Origin of the sequence: Flavobacterium rakeshii, assembly GCF_009741375.1 — a bacterium.
Lineage (GTDB): Bacteria > Bacteroidota > Bacteroidia > Flavobacteriales > Flavobacteriaceae > Flavobacterium > Flavobacterium rakeshii.
In genome coordinates, this window is record NZ_WOWP01000038.1 from 1 (window position 1) to 19,882 (window position 19,882).

Consider the following 19,882-nt stretch of genomic DNA (forward strand, 5'->3'; position numbering starts at 1 on the left):
ATTCATCATTTATAATAGTGTTGTTTTATTGTCCTTTTGTCTTGAAACAAAAGAACGAAAAATTCAAGGCTAAGGTTTCTCAGGCTATAAATTACTTCTTTCGGCTAAACCATCTGAACTCGGCTCTCGCCTCAAACAGCAGATGCTTTTTACGCCTCTTTCACTAATTTACTTTACGCCATCAAAACCTAATGCCATTTGTTTACTCAGGTGTTTTTTAGCGGCTGTCATTCCGATACGAAACATAGTGTAGTGAGGAATCTCTGAATTTTGGATATAGATGTCTCCTTCCGTCGACATGACATGCTGAACGCAATGACAGAAGCGGGTTGTCATCCTGACGATAGGAAGGATCTCTTTTTCATTCCGACTGAAGCGATAGCGTAATGGAGGAATCTCAAAAGAAAAGAGTAGTATTGGTCAGTAAATTAGCAACTTAGGTTTTAAATTCTTTTTCTGTAAAAACTTTCCTGTTAGAGATGTTAAAATTTTGATATTTAGTTTATTATATGATTTTTTGTATAGAAGTCCTGATTTTTTAATGTAACTTTATTAATGGTAAATTAGTATTTACTAATTATTGGTTAATGATGGCCCCGGTTACATATAGCAACCGGGGCTTTCATTTTTTTATGGCTTAAAGAATTAAAATATGAATATTCTTTAGATATTTTCTTCTTAAAACCAGAATAAACTTTGGTACAGAGTTATTTATTTATGTGTTTTTTCTTACAGTTTTAAATTTATGTATTTCAGTGTCTTAAGCTAATCTTAAGAATTTTTTTGTAGTTATAAAAATATTATGCACTCATAATAAATGGGTTGCAATTTATTTTAACATAAATTTAATACGGATTTCCGTAAAAATTTAACAGGTCTTTATAAATTTGCACCGCTTCGTTGAAATAGATTTGAGTAGAGTCAGCGTTGAAAACAAAATAGGTTGTTATAGGCAGGATTTAGTACCCCTGCCTTTTTTGTAAGATTTTAACAGAAGTTGTCAGTCTTTCTTAAAATCGTGTTATACTTTTCATAAATAAGCAATTGGCTAAAAATATTGCCTGTTTTGCCCCGTTACATTCTACATGTCGGTCACCTTACTGAAACCAAATCACATTTCACGAAACTACTAACTCTAAAACTGATTGACATGGATTACATTGTTCCAATACTGGCGGTGGGGCTGCTAAGCTACCTAGCCTTTTTAATTTATAAGGATCTTAAAAAACGCCATAGGAGAAGAGACTTTTACTAATACAACTCTCAATAATTTTTAATTATAGTTTTTTATATGTTAAGCCGGTAGCTTAGGGGTAATATTCTAAGCTTTCCGGTATTTTTTTATAAATATCACAAACAGGGGGCGTTAGTTTATAAAAGTAATTGACTATAACGTTTTAATTTTCCTAAATTTGCGCTTTATAAAGACTCGAGAATGTTAGAAGCTGCAAACACTACTTTAGGTACACAAATGGAACAGTACTTTGAAAAGTTCCGTAATAATATAGTGGGTATTAACCAGGAGTTTGATACTCCCTTTGGTAAACAAAAAATTGTTTATACCGACTGGACTGCCAGTGGCAGACTGTACCGACCTATAGAAGAAAAACTGCTTAATGAATTTGGTCCGTTTGTTGCCAACACCCATACAGAAACTACCGTTTCGGGTACGGCAATGACAAATGCTTACCACGAAGCACGCCACATTATAAAGCACCATGTAAATGCCGGAGCCGACGACGTACTTATTACAGATGGTAGTGGTATGACAGGGGTGGTAAATAAATTCCAGAGGATACTGGGGCTTAAAGTACCGGAAAACCTAAAGGAGTTTACTACTATACCAGAAGAGAAAAGACCTGTGGTATTTGTTTCGCACATGGAGCACCATTCTAACCAAACCTCTTGGCTGGAAACCATTGCCCGCGTTGAGGTTATTCCTGCATGCGAGCAGGGGCTTATTTGTCTTGACAGTTTTAAAGCCCTGTTAGAAAAGCACAAAGACCGTACACTTAAAATAGCATCGGTTACAGGTTGCTCAAACGTAACAGGAATCAGGACTCCGTATCATGAAATTGCAAAACTGGTTCACCAGTACAACGGTGTTTGCTTTGTAGACTTTGCCTGTAGCGCACCTTATGTAAATATAGACATGCACCCGGCAGATGAAGAGGCTTATCTTGATGCCATTTTCTTCTCTCCGCACAAATTCCTTGGTGGTCCCGGTACATCGGGAGTGCTTATCTTCAATAAAAAATTATACAAAAACATGGTTCCCGATCATCCGGGAGGTGGTACTGTTAGCTGGACCAACCCTTGGGGTGAGCACAAATACCTTGATAACATTGAGGAGCGCGAAGATGGTGGTACACCGGGCTTCCTTCAGGTTATTAAAACGGCACTTTGCGTTAAGCTAAAAGAGCAAATGGGGGTAGAGAACATGCTGAAAAGGGAGCATGAAATTATAGATTACATTTTCACTCAGTTTAATGAGGTAGAAAATATAAACATACTGGCTCCGCAACATCAGGAAAGGCTGGGGGTTATTTCGTTCTTTATAGATAACCTGCACTTTAACCTTGGTGTAAAAATACTTAACGATAGGTTTGGTATTCAAACCCGTGGCGGATGCAGTTGTGCCGGTACTTACGGTCACTATCTGTTACACGTAGACCACGAGAAATCACAGTATCTTACAAACAAGATTACTGAAGGTGACCTGATACAAAAACCGGGATGGATTAGAATGTCTATTCACCCAACTACTACCAATGCCGAGATTGAATATGTTTGCAAAAGCATTATAGAACTGGCTAAAAACCACGAAGAGTGGGGTAAAGAGTATGATTATAACAGGAGTAGTAACGAGTTTACACACGTAAAATCACAGCCTGTGGTACAAAACATGGTAGATAACTGGTTTAAGCTTTAGGCGGATATCCCGGCGGATCGTTACGGCGGTTTTTAAATCGTTTGTGCGTCCACAGGTAATAAGCCGGGTCTTTTCTTATCTGGTCTTCCATCATACGAAGGAAAATATCGGTTAACCCGAAGTTTGGAACTTCCTTAGGGTTACCCTCATACGGAATAAACGTGGCTTTATAATGGCCGCGTTTTATTTTTTCACCCTTAACGTAAATTACGTTCATGTCCAGCTTTTTGGTAAGCAGTTCGGCACCACCGTGCACCGGTACTTCCATCCCAAAGAAGTTCCCCCAGTAGGGAACGCGGTATATTTTAGGGCTTTGGTCACTAATAAAACCATAAATCCCCAGTATACCTTTACGGGCATTGTTTTTAATTACAGGTACGCTTTCTTTGGTATCAATAAGTTCGGCACCAAGTCGTCCGCGCAGTTGCCTTACCATTTTATCAAAATACGGGTTGGCAAGCTTTTTATAAATACCATAACCTTTGTGGGTGGTAAAATGCCTGTTCATAGCAAGCAGCCATTCATAACTGCCATAATGACCTATAAACATGGCAATGCTTTTGCCTTGCTTTTCGTACTCGTTTACAAGCTCTATGTTTTCAAAAACAAAACGTTTTTTGATTTGCTTATCGCTAATGGTCATTGTTTTTGCCATTTCGAATATGGTATCACAAAAATGACGGTAAAATTTCTTTTCGGTTTTTTTACGCTCGGCTTCGGTGAGTTCCGGTAGGCACAGGGCAAGGTTAAGGCGTACGGTTTTCTTACGGTATCCTATTACGTGATATACCAGTACATAAGCAAAATCAGATAATAAATAAAGCAACCTGAAAGGTAGTATAGAAATTAGCCAGAGTATAGGATAGGCTATGATATAGGCTAAGAATTGCATTCCAAAATTTTTTACAAATATACTTTATTATGGTTTATTTAAGCTTTTCTTCTTCAATTGGTAAGAAAAGTTTCAGTACTATTGGTTAAATTTACACTTTAAAATTGAATATGGATATAGGAAATTTAGCAATTTGGGTAGTAATGGGAGTTACTGCATTAGTAAGCTTTAAAGGATTTGATAATGTTTATTTCTTTAGGAAATACGACTTTCATATAGGTAGTATAAGGGCTGGGGAGCAGTATAGAATGTTTACCAGTGCGTTTTTACATGCCGACCCAATGCACCTTATTTTTAATATGTATGCCCTGTACCTTTTTGGGTTTGATGTAATTTGGGGTATGGGGGTACTGGAGTTTGTTATTATTTATTTTGCGAGCCTTATTTGCGGAAACCTGCTTACGCTGTATTTTCATAAAAACGACTTGCATTACAGGGCTATAGGAGCATCGGGAGCTGTAATGGGAGTGATGTATTCGTCAATCGTTATGTTTCCTGATAAGGGATTACTGCTTTTCTTTGCCATACCTATGCCATCTTATGTATTGGGTATAGGGTATTTACTATATTCTATTTATGGTATGAGGGCTAAGGCCGATAATATAGGGCATACGGCTCACTTTGGCGGGGCTATTGGTGGACTCGCTTTCACTCTTTGTAAAATGCCACAACTGTTTCAAACCAATACACTTGTAGTGGTACTGCTTATAATTCCTATTATTATTTTATTCTTTATGGCCCGGTCGGGGAAAATATAAAATTGTAAGAATGATAATAAGCATAGGTTCAATCTTTTCAGGAGAATTTATAGTAAAAAATTATCTTTCTCCACTCGTTTGATTATCATTTTCTTAACAGCCTGTGTGATGAGGTTTTGTTAATTTCGTAACACTTGCCCGCTTTTATGGCATGCAATTTGGAATTCATTAACCAAAACAGAAAATATAATCACTATGAAAAAATTTGCAATTGTATTAGTTATGATGATAGCAGGAGCTGCAAACGCACAACAGACCCCCATGCCACAGGTTACCGTACAGGGTGAGGGTATAATAAAAGTAACGCCGGATATGGCTACCATTACCATTGGAGTAAATAACGAAGGTAACGATGCTAAAGAGGTTAAAAAGGAAAACGACAAAGCTACCGATGCTGTTATTAAGTACCTTAAAAAAGCCGGTATTGACGCAAAAGATTATCAAACCGAGCGTGTGTACCTTAACAGAAACTACGACTATGATAAAAAGAAATACTACTACAAGGCTTCACAAACCATATCGGTTAAATTAAAAGATTTAAGTAAGTATGATGACCTTATTACAGGGCTTACCGAAGCCGGTGTAAACAACATACAGGGCGTAAATTTTGAATCGTCTAAACAAAAGGAGTATGAAGCACAGGCAAGGAGAGAAGCTATGCTCGATGCCCAGAAAAAAGCTAAAGAGTATGCATCAGCATTGGGGCAGGGTATCGGTTCTGCGATTATGATTAATGAAAGCGGTTCGTCTTATACGCCACCAATGAGAATGGCAATGGCTATGAATGCCGAAATGGATAGCATGGGATCAAGAGAAACGCTAGCTGTTGGTGAGATAGAGGTAAGAGCAAAAGTTACTGTAAGCTTCGTTCTTTCAAATTAATGTAAGATAGCTTTAAGTTATAAAAGTATAAATCCCCAAGGGCATTGCCTTTGGGGATTTTTTATTTCAAATATCTGTAAATGAGTTGCTAAAGTTTTGTTAAGTTGTGTAAGCAGTGTTTTAGGATTTGTTAATTTAAAGGTGTGAATTTAACACTTACCTTAATTGCATATTGAAATAGTAATAGTAAACCGCATCACAAATTATACGAGTTAAGAATTTAGTTGTCTACCTGAAATAGGTTGGACGTTGTTCCTGTCCCCGGGATAATGCGCCCCGGGGATTTTTTTCTGTTCTGTAAAAAAATAAGTTGATTAAATATTAGGTTAGTTATTGTGATTCCCCTGCAGTCCTCCTGCCAAAAGCAGGAGGACTTTATTTTTTAAATAAGCAAGCTGGCAGTCTTAAAGTTTTGTTAACCAACTGGTTTTTAGTGTTTTATTTTTGTTAATTTTATTGGAGTGTAGCTTTAATGCCAAGCATATTACTACACTTACAAATCAACCTAAACAATAAACCAGCATTAAAATGAAACAAAATTACCTTACGCTAATGCTGTTAGTGGCGTTTGCTGCTATGGCACAAAAACAACCCAACATTCTTGTTATTATGGTAGACGATGTAGCACCAAACTCACTTGGGGCTTACACCATGGGTATGCAGTACCCAACACCTAATATAGACAGGATTGCTAAAGAAGGGGTACTGTTTACTGATCATTATTCGCAGCCCAGCTGTACTGCCGGGCGTGCTGCATTTATAACAGGGCAAAAGCCCGTTAGAACAGGGCTTACCACAGTAGGGCAGCCGGGTAACCCTTTAGGGTTAAAGTTTGACGATCCAACCCTTGCCGAACTCCTTAAACCTATGGGGTACATGACGGGACAGTTTGGTAAAAACCATTTGGGCGACCGTAACGAGCATTTACCTACAGTACACGGTTTTGATGAGTTTTACGGTAACCTGTACCACTTAAACGTATCGGAAGAGCCGGAACAGGCCGATTATCCAAAGAGTAAGGAATTTGCAGAGAAATACGGTCCGCGTGGTGTAATAGAGTCGTATGCCTCTACAAAAGATGATGGCACGGTAGACCCAAGGTTTGGTCGAGTAGGTAAGCAACGCATTAAAGATACGGGACCGCTTACTACAACCCGTATGGAAACCTTTGATGATACTCTGGTAGCCAAGTCCAAAGATTTTATGAAACGCGCTAAAGATGCCAATAAACCTTTCTTTATATGGCATGCATCCAGCCGTATGCACGTGTATACGCATCTTAAAAAAGAACACAGATACCTTGCTGCCGGTATTAGTACCGATGTCGATTTATTTGGTAGCGGACTAATGGAACACGATATGCAGGTAGGCGAGCTGTTAGACTATTTGGATGAACTTGGCATTGCCGATAATACTATTGTGATTTATACTACCGATAACGGACCCGAACAAAGTACCTGGCCTCATGCCGGTACAACCATGTTTAGAGGTGAGAAAATGACAACCTGGGAAGGTGGATTGCGTTCGCCGTTCCTGGTTAGATGGCCTGCTAAAATCCCTGCCGGACAGGTAAGAAACGGAATTTCGGCACACGAGGATGTACTGCCTACACTTATGGCAGCAGTTGGAGAGCCTAATATTAGCGACGATCTTAAAAAAGGTAAAAAGGTAGGCAGCATGACCTACAAAGTGCATATAGATGGCTTTAATAACCTTGATTACTGGACGGGTAAGGCAAACGAGTCTAAAAGAAATTACTTCTTTTATTACTATGAGTCCAGCTTAACGGCACTTAGGGTAGGACCGTGGAAAATGCACTTTGCTACTAAAGAGCGCTATTTTGACGACATGGTAACCCATACCATGCCTATGTTATTCAATTTAAGGAAAGACCCGTTTGAGCATTATGACGATATTACGGGCTTTCACCAAATAATGGAAAAATCGTGGGTATTACAACCGGCGTTAGGAATATTACAGGAGCACTTAGAAACATTTAAGGAATTTCCGCCAAGGCAGGCAGCGGCCTCGCTAGACGTTAATAAAGCTATAGACAAAATACTGCAGGCGGGAACTAGGCAGTAGTGCATATTCAGGTTAATTAATGTAATTGTAATCCCCGCAATATTTCCCCGCATAGTACTATGCGGGGAAATTGATTTAGCATGGTATATCGGTCATATAACGATGCGATTTTTGAACCCTCTCCTTATAGTTAATATCGGTTATGTTAACTCACTAATGCAATAAACCAATCCAAACCACAATACAATGAATGTAAAATTAAACGGAACAAGGCTTTTTGCCTTTTGTATGCTATTTGCCTCTTTAATGGCATGTAAGCAGGAACCATCTGTAAAAACCGAACCAACAACAGTACAAACTACCGAAAACAGTGATCCGCTGCCATCATGGAACGATGTTGCCAGTAAAAAAGCCATTATCAGTTTTGTGAAAGATGTAACTACCGAAGGCAGTGCTAATTTTATTCCGGTAGAAGACCGCATTGCCACGTTTGATAATGATGGTACGCTATGGAGCGAACAGCCTACTTATTTTCAGCTGTTCTTCACTATGGACAGGATAAAACAGCTTTCGGCAAATCATCCCGAATGGAAAGACAAGCAACCTTACAAGGCTGCTATTGAGCACGATTTGAAAACGCTTATGCAACAGGGCGATAAAGCTCTTTTTGATATGGTAATGGAAGTACACGGCAATGTAACTGCCGAGGAGTTTGATAAAATGGTAAAAGACTGGATTGCCACGGCAAAACATCCTACAAAAGATGTGCTCTTTACCGATTTGACTTATAAACCTATGCAGGAACTTTTAGACTACTTAAAAGCGTACGACTTTAAACTGTTTATCGTTTCGGGCGGGGGTATTGAGTTTATGCGTGCCTGGACCGAAGGTGTTTATGGTATTCCCGATAATCAGATTGTAGGGACTACAAACAAAACAGAATTCGACTACAATGATGGTAACCCGGTAATACGAATATTGCCTGAGCTTGAGTTTATGGACGATAAGGGAGGTAAGCCTGTTGGGATTAATAAATTCATTGGGCGTAAGCCTGTTTTTTCTGCGGGAAACTCTGATGGTGATTTACAAATGATGCAGTATGCAGCATCAAACAAGTATAAAAACTTTGAGTTATATGTACATCATACAGATTCTGTTAGGGAATGGGCTTATGACAGGAATTCGCCTATTGGTACTTTAAATAAAGGACTTGACGAAGCTGCGGCAAAAGGTTGGACAGTTGTCGATATGAAAAACGACTGGAATACGGTTTATGGTAATTAACCATAAGCCATAAAATACTAACGTTAACCTATATCAATTATGAAACACACTTTACTAATAACCTGTAGTTTACTGTTTTGTTTTATGGTAAACGCTCAAAGTGATGATGCCGAACTGGCAAAAAAACTGTCTAACCCTATAGCATCGCTTATCAGTGTGCCTTTTCAAAATAACAGTGATTATGGTATAGGAGCACTTAACGGTTCACGTAATACCATGAACATACAGCCTGTAATCCCTTTAAGCCTTAATGAAAACTGGAATTTAATAGGCAGGGTTATACTTCCGGTTGTTACCCAGTATAACATTACGGGGGCGGGTGAAAAACAAAACGGACTTAGTGATGCTGTGGTAAGTGGGTTTTTTAGTCCTAAAGCTTCTAAAAACGGTTTAACGTGGGGTGTAGGGCCGGTACTGTTGTTACCTGTGGGTACAGATGATTATCTTACAACCAAAAAGTTTGGGGTAGGACCTACGGCGGTAGCATTAAAACAAAGCAACGGATGGACCTATGGTGCACTGGTTAACCAAATTTGGAGTGTTGCCGGAGACAGTGACCGCCCTGATGTTAGCCAAATGTTCCTTCAGCCGTTTGTAACCTATAACTGGCAAAGTGGTGCAGGGCTTGGCTGTAATATGGAAATGACTCAAAACTGGCAAAGCAGCGATACCACCATTTGGCTTAACCCAACCGTTAGCGGATTGACGAGTGTTGGCGGTCAGAAAATATCACTGGTAATAGGACCAAGGCTTAACCTTGCAGCTCCCGATGGCGGTAAGGCCGACTGGGGCTGGCGTGCCGTGGTAATATTTTTGTTCCCTAAATAAGTATATAGGATATAGATTTTTTTTAAGCCTTGAATTTCAAGGCTTTTTTATTTTGTGAAAGATTTAAAATTCGCCGTTTCTTATTTTTTCGCGGTGGTTTTCACCCCATGCTACAAGAGAGGTCAATACAGGTTCTAAAGTGTCACTGTATGGGGTTGGCAGGTATTCTACCACCACAGGAGTTTCGTTATACACAACACGCTGTATGAGTCCGTTTGTTTCCAGGTCTTTCAATTCACCCGACAGCACTTTTGCCGATAGTCCCGGTATGGAACGCTGTATCTCATTAAAGCGTTTGTTACCGTTTTTAAGGGAGATAATAATGCGTAGCTTCCACTTACCGCCTATAACATAAAAGGAATCGCTCATGGCGTTAAGCGCCGCCATACAGCTGGTTTGGTCGTGTACTTTTTCGGTTTTTTTCATAGGGTGCTTACATAAAGGTTACTACTTACCTTTGGGTAACTACTAACTTTTGGTAAGTAAATATACTTAAGTTTGTGATACAAAACAAAGCAAACTTTTTAATAATGAAGAAAAACAAAATTATTTACTGGATTACAACGTCGCTTGCCATGCTAATGGGTGGTGTAAGCGGATTTTTATATTTATTTCTGCCACAAATGAAAGAGGCTTTCCAACTAATGGGATTCCCTGATTATTTTAGGATAGAACTTGCCATAGCAAAAATAATAGGCCTGTTTGTAATACTGTTACCACAGGTACCGGCTAAGTTTAAGGAGTGGGCATATACAGGTTTTGGTATAGTGTTTATTTCTGCTATTGTGGCCCATACTGTAGTACAGGGATTTGCTACAGCAATTGCACCTATAGTTGTATTGGTTTTACTTAGTATTTCCTATACGTATTACCATAAATTACAAGCTGCGAAAGTGAAAGCCAACTAAATTAAATTTTTATAGCTATTTTTAAAGCCTCCCTTTATCGGGGAGGTTTTTTATTTCACCTTACTGTATGCTATGAAAAAAGCTTTTTGGTTTATCTGTTTTTTACTTCTGCTAACAGGATGTAAAAAGAATAACAATAATCTTAATGTTGTTATTAAAAGTGTAAATCCTTACTATGAGGGTAAGGTTGATTTATTTTTTATAGAATTAAAGACTAATGCTAATGACTCGTTGTATTATTTTGCTAAGTTTCCCATGGCGGAATTTAATGCAAGTGATACTATTAAATTTACGGATTTGCCTAATGAAAAATACAAACTAAAATATTTAGGGTTGTTAGGTGATACGATTTCAAAATCTTTTTCACTGAGTAATAATCTCACTAAAACAATCAGTGTTGTTTATGACTCAATTAATACTGAAGCTTATAGACATAAAACACCTATTAGTAGGTTAAAATCTAAAGATTTATATACTATTGTTGCTAAAGGGGGCTGTGTTGCCAGTATGACATCATCTTACACTATTACCAGAGAAAACAATGACTATTATTGGATTGAAGATGATAGTACTAAGGTTGTACTTACAGAGAAAATGAAAACAATTATTCAGGATTTTGAAGCTGAATTATTAACTATTAAAGGGAAGGGATCTTTTTCAAGTACGGGTGCAATGACTTATTATATTGATTCACCTGGGTTTATTGATACTATACATGACAGAACTTTAAACTGGCAGGGCTTTGAAAATATGTCACATATATATTATAAAGAACATATTAATAAGTAATGATTGTTTCTTTATAATACTATATTGTTAATATTGAAAGGCAGCTTTTGGGCTGCCTTTTTTATTATTGTCTTTTTTACACGATAAATGTCGTATATTTGCGACATGAATAAAACGTATGATAATATAGTTGAAGCAGCAATTGAAATATTTAATAATGATTTTTCGGCAAATCTGGATCTTGTTGCTCAAAAAGCAGGAACATCTTCAAGAACAATGCAACGCTATTTTAAGGGTAGAGACGATCTTATAGATGTTTGTAGGGAAATGATGATGGTATATTGTCAGGGTATGATGCAGGATGCCTATGATGCCAGTGATAATCCTTTGAAACAGTTAGAACTAACATTATATGCTGTAATTGATTGCGGAAGTAAATTTAGATTCTTACAAAAACTGGATAAGAGAAAATCTTTTTCTGAACTTTCTCAAGATGAAAAGCAAACAGGTATGGATAATATAAAGTCCAAGTGGTTTGGTGTTATTTCCGAACTAAGAAAGAAAGATTTGATTAATAAAGGTTTAAATGATGCTTGGGTATACACATTATTTGGGTGCATAGTTGACGGTACTATTGAAGTATTTGAGTCAGGTGATGTTGCTCCTAATGAGGTAAAAAAAATTGCCTGGTATTCATTTAGTAAGGGTATTGGATTAACCGTTAAATAATAATAATATGAAATATTCAGAAGAAAAATTATCTGATGAAGCTTTAGTAAAAAAGCTTCCCCGATTTGAAAACCATTATATAAGTGTTAACGATATAAAACTTCATTATGTAAAGGGAGGTACAGGCAAACCTTTGTTTTTATTACCGGGTTGGCCCCAAACATGGTGGAGTTATCATGAGATTATGAATAAACTGTCTGATTTTTATACTGTAATAGCTATTGATATTAGAGGTATGGGGACAACAGATAAGCCGATAGAAGGTTATGATAAAAAAAGCATGGCTAAAGATATTTATGAGCTTATTATTGAATTAGGCTATGATAAGGTTTTTGTGGCAGGACATGATATAGGAGCATCTGTTGCTTACAGCTTAGCGTGTGATTATCCTGATAAGGTAGCTAAGCTTATTATATTAGATACTCCTCCGGCAGATGAGAATATGTACAGGCTGCCTATGCTACCGTTAATGGACCTGACAGATAAATCGACAGGTTATACTTATCCTTGGTGGGTAGCTTTTAATCAGATTGATGAATTACCCGAGAAATTATTAAAAGGAAGATATAATGTGGTTTTAGATTATATATTTGATAACCTATGTTTTGATAAAGAAGCAATAACTGATTTTGACAGGGCTGTTTATACCAATGCTTATGAACGTGATTATGCTATTTCGGCAAGTAATAAATGGTATAGTACTTTTCCAAAAGATATAGCAGATAGTAAAGATAATAAGGTTCTAAAAATGCCTGTTTTAGGAATAGGTGGAAGCGGTTTTAAATTACTTGAAATGGCTTTACCTGGACTTGTAGAAAATCTTCAACTGTTTGAAATAAAAGACTGTGGACATTTTATTTGTGAAGAAGCCCCAGAAGCAACATTTAATGAAATGATTAATTTTTTAGGTTCTTAAATTACACTTTTCATTTTTTTAAATACATTTTTTTACGGACTCACAAATCAACTTATAGTCATTTTGACTATATTTGAAAACGATATAGTAAAAAACCAACATGAAAAAAACGTTATTACTTTTATTTACAGTAGTATTATTTACTTCGGCGAATGCCCAAAAACAGTATGATAATACAACCGGTACAACCTATAACAACCCTGTTTTTGCAGGCGATTATCCTGACCCAAGCATATTGCGTGACGGAGAGGATTTTTATATTGTACATTCTTCATTTGATTATTATCCGGGTCTTTTAATATGGCACTCCAACGACCTTATTAACTGGGAACCTGTAACGAGTGCACTTAGTACCAATGTGGGTCCGGTTTGGGCGCCCGATTTAATTAAGCACAACAACAAATACTACATTTATTTTCCGGCAAAAAATACCAATTATGTAATTACTGCCGATAGGATAGAGGGACCGTGGAGCGAGCCTGTAGATTTAAAAATAAGCAATATTGACCCTGGGCACGTTGCCGATGAGAAGGGGAACCGCTACCTGTACTTTAGCAGTGGTGATTACATTGCCCTTACTAAAGACGGACTGCATACTCAGGGCGAACTGCAACACGTTTATGACGGATGGGAGATTCCGCGTGACTGGACCATTGAGTGTTTTTGCATGGAAGGTCCTAAACTATTTAAAAGAGGGGAGTATTATTACCTAACGGTAGCCGAAGGTGGTACTGCAGGGCCTGCTACCAGCCACATGGTTATACAGGCACGATCTAAGTCGCCGGTAGGGCCTTGGGAAAATGCACCAAACAATCCTATTGTGCGTACGCAAAGCAGTGAAGAACGCTGGTGGTCACAAGGGCATGCTACCGTGTTTGAAGATGCTCATGGTAAATGGTGGATGATTTTCCATGGTTACGAAAAGGGCTTTTATAATATGGGGCGTCAAACTTTATTGCTTCCGGTAGAATGGACTGCCGATGGCTGGTATAAAATCCCTGACGGGGTAACGGCAGAATCGACCCTTACAATGCCACAAGGTAAAGCCCTAACCGGGTTTGACCTTACAGATGATTTTAAAGGTAAATCGCTAAAACCACAATGGCGTTTTTGGGGAAGCCCTGATGCCTCACGTTTTAGCGCTACCAAAAACGGACTTGTAATTAAGGGGAAAGGTAACGGGATAGGCGATTCGTCTCCGCTTGCCTGTGTGCCTGCAAACCATTCGTATACCGCTGAGGTGGAAATGGAAATTGAAGGTGATGCCAATGGCGGACTTGTTCTGTTTTATGATAATACTCACTTTGTAGGTATGCTTGCTGATAAGGAAAATATACTAACCAACCTTAGAGGATGGCAGTTTGTAACCGAAAGTAAGGTACACAAAAGGCACGTATACCTTCGCCTTAAAAATGTAAATAATACTGTAGATATGTATTACAGTACCAATGGCAACAACTGGATTAAAATTGAGAATTCGGCTGAGGTTACGGGTTACAACCATAATGTACTTAGCGGCTTTTTAGGACTTCGTATAGGGCTGTGTTCTGTAGGGAACGGTACAGTTACATTTAAAAACTTTAAATACACTCCATTACCATAATTTATAAAGGTTAATATTCAAAAAGCCAGTCGGGGAGTGACTGGCTTTTTTTGTAAACAGAAACAGCCACTTCTAATAGGGAAGCGGCTGTTTGCCTTTAACATAAAACTATAAAACTAACTTTAATCTACTATTGCATTTACTATATCGGTATCTGTAACGGCTCCGGTATTACGGTCAAAAATTCCCATAGAGTTATTGTTGTATGGCAGTCCGTTATCCCACCAAACCGGTACTAAACCATGCTCACGTGCCGAGTTGCTTACATAGCTCACCCAGTCTAACCTGAATGCCTGATGCCCCGGTACATCGGTACGTGATATAGCTCCATATTCGCCAAGAATTACACCAATACCATTATCGGTAAAATTGGTTTTCATGGATTGGAACTGAGCATCCACATAGCTTTCATCTGCCCATGTTTCGGTAAGGTTAGGGTCGGTTGCATTAGCGCCCCATTGTGTAATGGTGCTTTCGGCATTAAGCGAAAAGTTATACGGATCGTAAAAATGCACTTCCATAAGCATTCTGTCGGCAGTTACATCATCCGGCATCTGTGCAAAATTTACTGTATGGTTAATGTTGGTATTAAAGCCCTGTACAGTAAGATAGCGGTAAGCATTACGCCCACCAGTGGCACGTACTGTTGTTACAAAAGTTTGGTTAAAACTGTTTTGTACCGTGTAATATTCGGCAGTAGGAGTACCATAGTCACCCTCTACCATTACCTCGTTAGTACCTGCAAAAATCAGGTGGTAATCGTAATCACGGAAATGTGTGGCGATTTGTTTCCACATTTTAGCCAAACGGTCGTTTACATAATCCTGCTGCGCGTAGGTAGGCTGCATCCAGCCACCGTCCCAGTGCTCGTTCATAATTACATACATATCTATAGAAATGGCATAATCTACCACCTCCTGTACGCGTGCCATCCAGGTAGCATCGATAGTGTAGTTTGAAGCATCACTAAATGTGCTCCATGCCACAGGAATACGAATGGTATTAAATCCGGCAGCCTTAACACCGTTAATAAGCGTTTGGCTTGCCATAGGGTTACCCCATGCTGTTTCTCCGCCTATAGCTTCGAGCGTGTTACCCAGGTTCCAGCCTGTTCCCATTGCCTGAGCAAAGGCTACGCTGCTCATGTCGCTCATGTTACTTGGGTCAGGAGTAATGTCATATACAAATTCGGTAGTAGCGGTAGCCGACTGCTTAACCTGCACGTTGATGTTTTGAGAACCGTTACTGGCGGTAACTGTTGTGTTTCTTTCTTCCTGAGTTTCGTTTGGTGCGGCTATAAAATTAAAATGTGCCATACCAGCTCCCGATGTTTCTTCTATACTAAGCCAGTCGGCAGTATTGGTAAGCGTCCATTCGGTACCCGGATTAATGTGTACGTTAATCATTCGGTGTCCGCCAGTAGAGCCAAACTCCACCGCTTCGGGTGTAATGGCAAAATCTACCGATGTTGGTGTAGTGTTGGTTTCGTCGTCAGAACAGGAGGTTCCGCTAACAACAAGCATCAGGATAAGTAATGCTTTAATGCTAATAATTTTTTTCATAATTAATGGTTGTTGGTTGATGTATATGTGAATTTCGCAATAAACCGAAGCTTGATTTTGGTTGCAAAAATCAACATATGGTTGTTTTGACCACAAGTTATATTTAAAATTTATTTAATGCAATTAAATTGTTATTTTTTTGTTGATGTGTAAAAATTTATCTGCTAAAAAATGGAATATGGTAATTGTGGGGTTTGTAAGGAAAGCGGTAGGTGTTATTATTCTTAAAATAGAAGCAGAAAATTAACCGTGTAAATATGGAAAAAATATTATAAGAGATTAGGGGCTTAAATGTTTGAAATTTAATAAGATAAAATAGGTTTCTAATGGTCTGGTTTTTTAAATCGTTAATAAAATTATATACAAAAAAAGCCTGCAAACTTGCAGGCTTTTTTATGCATAACTATATAGTTATAGTCTTATTTTTTAGACTCTTCAACAGAAACTTTTCTGAAATCTTTCATTAGTTTGCTTACTTCAAGAGCTGCTTTACGGGCACGTGTACCTGCTGCTTTGTTACCTTTCTCGATGTGTTGTTCAGCTTCTGCTTTAAACGATTCAAACTGTGCGTTAATTTGGTCAAATAATTCTTTCATGTTATACTGTATAATATATTGGTTACTAATTGGTGTAAAGATAGTATTTACAGGGTATCACGCAAAATTGATAACTCTTTTTTAACGCTTGGTTTCTTATGTTTTATTTATTCGGTGTAATTTTCTAAAAAGACTACTATCTCAGGGTAAAACATATTAACCTCTTTATATAAAGACCTGTTTGATATATAGGTTTCAAAAAACTCATAAAGCGGCTTTGCCAGTTTAAAGTGCTTTGCCTGGTTATTAATTTCTTCAATACCCTTTTCATGCCCAAACTTTTGCGCTAAAATCCTTGCAGTACAAACCCTTACAAGTAACTCATCGAGTTCGTTTTCCCATTTGGTTTCATTTAACACCTCTCCGTTACTTGTAGTTAGAAACAGCTGGCGTATTTTATAAAGACGCTTACGGTATTTTGGGATAAATTCTTTAAGGAACAGGTGGCTTATTTCGTGTGTTACTACATTAATGTAGGGCGTAAACAGCACGGGAGATTCATCTGTAAGGTGTTTACTCTCATCGTTTAGGTATGCCAGCCTAAACATTCGGTCATTAATAAAACCGGGATCATCGCTGTTAATAGCATTACTGCCTAAATTGTTTAGTAGGTCTAAATAGATAACAAACCTGCTCTCAACAGTAGTACCGTAAAAAGATTGTATGTGGTTTAATATGCCCGAAGCTATTACGGCATCTTTAGCATTTTGACAAACTGACTCGTATAGCTTTTTGTGTTTATTGATAAAGCTATGCATATCTGTATCGGCATAAAATTTATTAAAATGGTAAAGAAATGTTTCTTGTGATGAACTTCTTATATAATTAACTTCGGGTTTAACGGCAATGGTAAACGGGTGTTGCTTTGAAAGGAAAAGCCCCAGTGATGCCATATCATAACCGTCCCAAGCATCAAGATTTCTGTACCAGTTTAATGATTCGTGGTTTTTATAAGCCTCAAAATAGAGTTTTACATCCCTGTAGTATGTTGACGGAGTGGGTTTAGTGTCTAAGGTATCTGCCGTTGCTAAGGTGTAAAAAATACTCAGCGCTTCCATCCTGTTATCTACTTTTATATCTAAATTGTCCTGAGACCATAACAGGGTAGGGAGTAGTAAAAGGTAAAATCGTAAAAATTTAATAGTCATATTAGTTGGTTTTCACCGAGTAAGGTAATTGTTTGAGGTGGTTAACTCAACTATATTTTACATTTTTTATAAGAAAGAATATTGTATTTTAAAGCTGTTTATCTAAATATAGAGTTCGCTATTTCTCGGTATTAAGTCTGGTTAACAGTAAGGCAAAAAAAAAGCATCTGTAATTATCAGATGCTTTGTACCGGTCGTTGTAGAGTTATTAAGCTACTACTACGTTTTTCGCGCTTGGGCCTCTTTGACCTTCTTCAACGTCAAAACGAACTACGTCGTTCTCACGGATACTTTCCGTTAGACCTGAAACGTGAACAAAGATATCTTTACCTCCGTTACTTGGAGTAATGAATCCAAAACCTTTTTCTTCATTGAAGAATTTAACTGTACCTTCTTGCATTGTAAATAAATTAATTTTGGGGTAAAGATAGTATTTTGAATTTAACTTATTGAAAAATAATAAATTATTTATTCAAATAAATTGTGTTTCGGTCGCAACCCCCTGCTTTTATGCATGTTTCGGGGTTTTATGATTTTTATTTAACGTGAAAACAGACTACGATTTTGTTTAATAAAGTTGTAGTATTACATCAATTTTTAGGGTTTTAGTCTTAAAAAGCGGATAAAAAAACACGTGTTTTCTCAATTTAATGTAAATAATCTTCAAAAAAATAAAACTAATAAGGTTTGTAATAAATTTATTATTAATATTAGTGTTTGCTTCATTGTACTGTTAGGGAAGTTAGACTGAATGAAAAGAAAATTAATTTGAATTGTGAATGACTTTTTAGAAAGCAAAATTAAAAAGAGTATTTAGAATATTAAAAACAAAAAACTGAATAGATGTATTTTAGATTTTTATTTTTTTCTGTATCCATTTTTATATTGATATCCTGTTCAGGTAATCATTTTAAAGAATCATCACTGCCTGATTTTGAAGATAAAACGGGATGCTTTACAAAAGAGGAAATTTTTTTGATTTTAAAGCGTCAGGTTAATACTAAAGTAGGAGCGTCTATTCTGGACAGAGATGATAATCTTACCAAATCGTGCAACGGAGTGTTTTTTTTGATGATTAATGATTGGGAAAAAGCAAATACCCGAAGAAGATATGTTTATGTACCTATTTTAAAAATAGGAGAAAGGGTAATGATAAATACAACTCTAGATGAAAAAACAAGTGTAAAGGATTCAATTAGGGTTAAAAATGAGATTGATTTTTTTAGAAAAAACGCTGTGAATATTTTTAATGAATATGAACTTGATCAGATTGAAGAACTGTATAGTCATGGTGTAGGTTTTTATCCTAAAGGACGTTTATGATTCTAAATAAGTTATACTTAAGTTTGAAAGAAGAATTTTTATCATGCAGAAGAGGAAGCAATTGTAGGTTATGAAATTAAATGTTTACTTTTTTAAAATTAAATACCATTGAGATGTTTATCAAAATAAAGTACAGGTTTATGAACCTTAAAAAGACTAGCAATAAGATAGTATTATTACTTATTTTACCTTTATTATGTAATTGTTCTACGCGTAAATATAACCAGATGGAGATTAAAGGTGATGGTAAAGACTGTTTTACCAAAGCAAATATTACTACGCTTGTTAATTATAGTTTTGGCCCTGATGATGGATTAACAAAGTTTTTATTTATAAGAAAAAATGTTACTGACAGTACTAGTTGTGTAGGCTTATACAATTATGTATTTACAGGTTTATCATCCAATGAAATTGTTCGGAAAGTTTTAAAGTTTGAAGATAAAATTTATAATTTTTCAGATAAAAATGAAAGTAATAACGAATTAGCTCTTCAGGAATTTATAAGCCTTTATAAAGATAAATTTACAAAAGAGAAAATGGATGAATTAATTTTTCAATTTCAAAAAGGAACCGAGTATAGGGGAAGTTTTTTTTAATAAAAGTCATAATATAAAACCCCGTTTCATTTTGAGCGGGGATTTTTATTTTGTATAGTATCTTTTAGAAATAAGGTGAGTCGTCCTAAAATAGGTTGACAATTTTTACAATAAAATTTATATTAACCAGTCAGTATTTGCTGACTGGTTTTTTCATGTATAAAATTAGGC

The 19,882-nt window shown here is 37.0% G+C and carries 19 protein-coding genes; 13 read left to right on the forward strand and 6 right to left on the reverse strand.

Annotated elements, in window-relative coordinates:
- Nucleotides 1–1,435: 1,435 nt before the first annotated feature.
- Nucleotides 1,436–2,932 (forward strand): aminotransferase class V-fold PLP-dependent enzyme, encoded by a 1,497-nt coding sequence (locus GN157_RS11010; protein ID WP_157483454.1) that lies wholly within the window; start codon nucleotides 1,436–1,438, stop codon nucleotides 2,930–2,932.
- Here the strand turns inward: GN157_RS11010 and GN157_RS11015 are convergent.
- Entirely contained in the window at nucleotides 2,922–3,824 is a 903-nt protein-coding gene (locus GN157_RS11015) for a lysophospholipid acyltransferase family protein (protein ID WP_157483455.1), read from the reverse strand. The two genes, GN157_RS11010 and GN157_RS11015, sit on opposite strands and share 11 nt — an antisense overlap.
- Before the next feature lie 110 nt (nucleotides 3,825–3,934).
- On the opposite strand from GN157_RS11015, the gene GN157_RS11020 reads away from it, so the two are divergent.
- The 5 genes from GN157_RS11020 to GN157_RS11040 all read left to right on the forward strand — a co-directional run bounded on the left by GN157_RS11020 (nucleotide 3,935) and on the right by GN157_RS11040 (nucleotide 9,601).
- Nucleotides 3,935–4,582 carry a rhomboid family intramembrane serine protease gene (locus GN157_RS11020; protein WP_157483456.1) on the forward strand — a complete coding sequence of 216 codons (648 nt, stop codon included), beginning with the start codon at nucleotides 3,935–3,937 and terminating at the stop codon, nucleotides 4,580–4,582.
- 195 nt (nucleotides 4,583–4,777) lie between these two features.
- Nucleotides 4,778–5,464, forward strand: a complete 687-nt coding sequence (locus GN157_RS11025) for an SIMPL domain-containing protein (protein WP_157483457.1) — start codon at nucleotides 4,778–4,780, stop codon at nucleotides 5,462–5,464.
- 528 nt (nucleotides 5,465–5,992) lie between these two features.
- On the forward strand, nucleotides 5,993–7,549 hold the full coding sequence (locus tag GN157_RS11030) for an arylsulfatase (protein ID WP_157483458.1): 1,557 nt from the start codon (nucleotides 5,993–5,995) through the stop codon (nucleotides 7,547–7,549).
- Nucleotides 7,550–7,735: 186 nt separating this feature from the next.
- Complete coding sequence (locus tag GN157_RS11035; RefSeq protein ID WP_231749126.1) at nucleotides 7,736–8,773, forward strand: HAD family hydrolase; 1,038 nt, start codon at nucleotides 7,736–7,738, stop codon at nucleotides 8,771–8,773.
- Between the two features lie 39 nt (nucleotides 8,774–8,812).
- Nucleotides 8,813–9,601, forward strand: coding sequence for a transporter (locus GN157_RS11040; protein ID WP_157483459.1), 789 nt, complete (start codon nucleotides 8,813–8,815; stop codon nucleotides 9,599–9,601).
- Between the two features lie 63 nt (nucleotides 9,602–9,664).
- On the opposite strand, the gene GN157_RS11045 is transcribed toward GN157_RS11040, so the two are convergent.
- The gene (locus GN157_RS11045; protein ID WP_231749127.1) at nucleotides 9,665–10,027 is read right to left on the reverse strand and encodes a winged helix-turn-helix transcriptional regulator; all 363 of its coding nucleotides are present in this window, start codon (nucleotides 10,025–10,027) and stop codon (nucleotides 9,665–9,667) included.
- A 104-nt stretch (nucleotides 10,028–10,131) separates the two neighbouring features.
- Between GN157_RS11045 and GN157_RS11050 the strand changes: the two genes are divergently transcribed.
- The 5 genes from GN157_RS11050 to GN157_RS11070 all read left to right on the forward strand — a co-directional run bounded on the left by GN157_RS11050 (nucleotide 10,132) and on the right by GN157_RS11070 (nucleotide 14,486).
- Entirely contained in the window at nucleotides 10,132–10,509 is a 378-nt protein-coding gene (locus GN157_RS11050) for a DoxX family protein (protein WP_157483460.1), read from the forward strand.
- 72 nt (nucleotides 10,510–10,581) lie between these two features.
- Entirely contained in the window at nucleotides 10,582–11,298 is a 717-nt protein-coding gene (locus GN157_RS11055; RefSeq protein ID WP_157483461.1) for a hypothetical protein, read from the forward strand.
- Nucleotides 11,299–11,403: 105 nt separating this feature from the next.
- Nucleotides 11,404–11,967 carry a TetR/AcrR family transcriptional regulator gene (locus GN157_RS11060; RefSeq protein WP_157483462.1) on the forward strand — a complete coding sequence of 188 codons (564 nt, stop codon included), beginning with the start codon at nucleotides 11,404–11,406 and terminating at the stop codon, nucleotides 11,965–11,967.
- A 7-nt stretch (nucleotides 11,968–11,974) separates the two neighbouring features.
- Nucleotides 11,975–12,883 (forward strand): alpha/beta fold hydrolase, encoded by a 909-nt coding sequence (locus GN157_RS11065; RefSeq protein ID WP_157483463.1) that lies wholly within the window; start codon nucleotides 11,975–11,977, stop codon nucleotides 12,881–12,883.
- Between the two features lie 100 nt (nucleotides 12,884–12,983).
- Nucleotides 12,984–14,486 (forward strand): family 43 glycosylhydrolase, encoded by a 1,503-nt coding sequence (locus GN157_RS11070; RefSeq protein WP_157483464.1) that lies wholly within the window; start codon nucleotides 12,984–12,986, stop codon nucleotides 14,484–14,486.
- 122 nt (nucleotides 14,487–14,608) lie between these two features.
- Here the strand turns inward: GN157_RS11070 and GN157_RS11075 are convergent, their stop codons facing one another.
- From GN157_RS11075 to GN157_RS11090, 4 genes are all read right to left on the reverse strand, one after another.
- Nucleotides 14,609–16,048 (reverse strand): cellulase family glycosylhydrolase, encoded by a 1,440-nt coding sequence (locus GN157_RS11075; protein WP_157483465.1) that lies wholly within the window; start codon nucleotides 16,046–16,048, stop codon nucleotides 14,609–14,611.
- Nucleotides 16,049–16,467: 419 nt separating this feature from the next.
- Complete coding sequence (locus tag GN157_RS11080) at nucleotides 16,468–16,644, reverse strand: histone H1 (protein WP_035134746.1); 177 nt, start codon at nucleotides 16,642–16,644, stop codon at nucleotides 16,468–16,470.
- Between the two features lie 107 nt (nucleotides 16,645–16,751).
- Nucleotides 16,752–17,792: a DUF4932 domain-containing protein gene (locus GN157_RS11085; protein WP_157483466.1), complete on the reverse strand. Its 1,041-nt coding sequence runs from the start codon at nucleotides 17,790–17,792 to the stop codon at nucleotides 16,752–16,754.
- Nucleotides 17,793–18,000: 208 nt separating this feature from the next.
- Entirely contained in the window at nucleotides 18,001–18,192 is a 192-nt protein-coding gene (locus GN157_RS11090; protein WP_035134749.1) for a cold-shock protein, read from the reverse strand.
- A gap of 443 nt (nucleotides 18,193–18,635) precedes the next feature.
- Between GN157_RS11090 and GN157_RS11095 the strand changes: the two genes are divergently transcribed.
- The gene (locus GN157_RS11095) at nucleotides 18,636–19,115 is read left to right on the forward strand and encodes a hypothetical protein (protein ID WP_157483467.1); all 480 of its coding nucleotides are present in this window, start codon (nucleotides 18,636–18,638) and stop codon (nucleotides 19,113–19,115) included.
- 227 nt (nucleotides 19,116–19,342) lie between these two features.
- A complete protein-coding gene (locus tag GN157_RS11100; protein WP_157483468.1) occupies nucleotides 19,343–19,711 on the forward strand; it encodes a hypothetical protein in 369 nt (122 codons plus the stop codon).
- Nucleotides 19,712–19,882 lie beyond the last annotated feature (171 nt).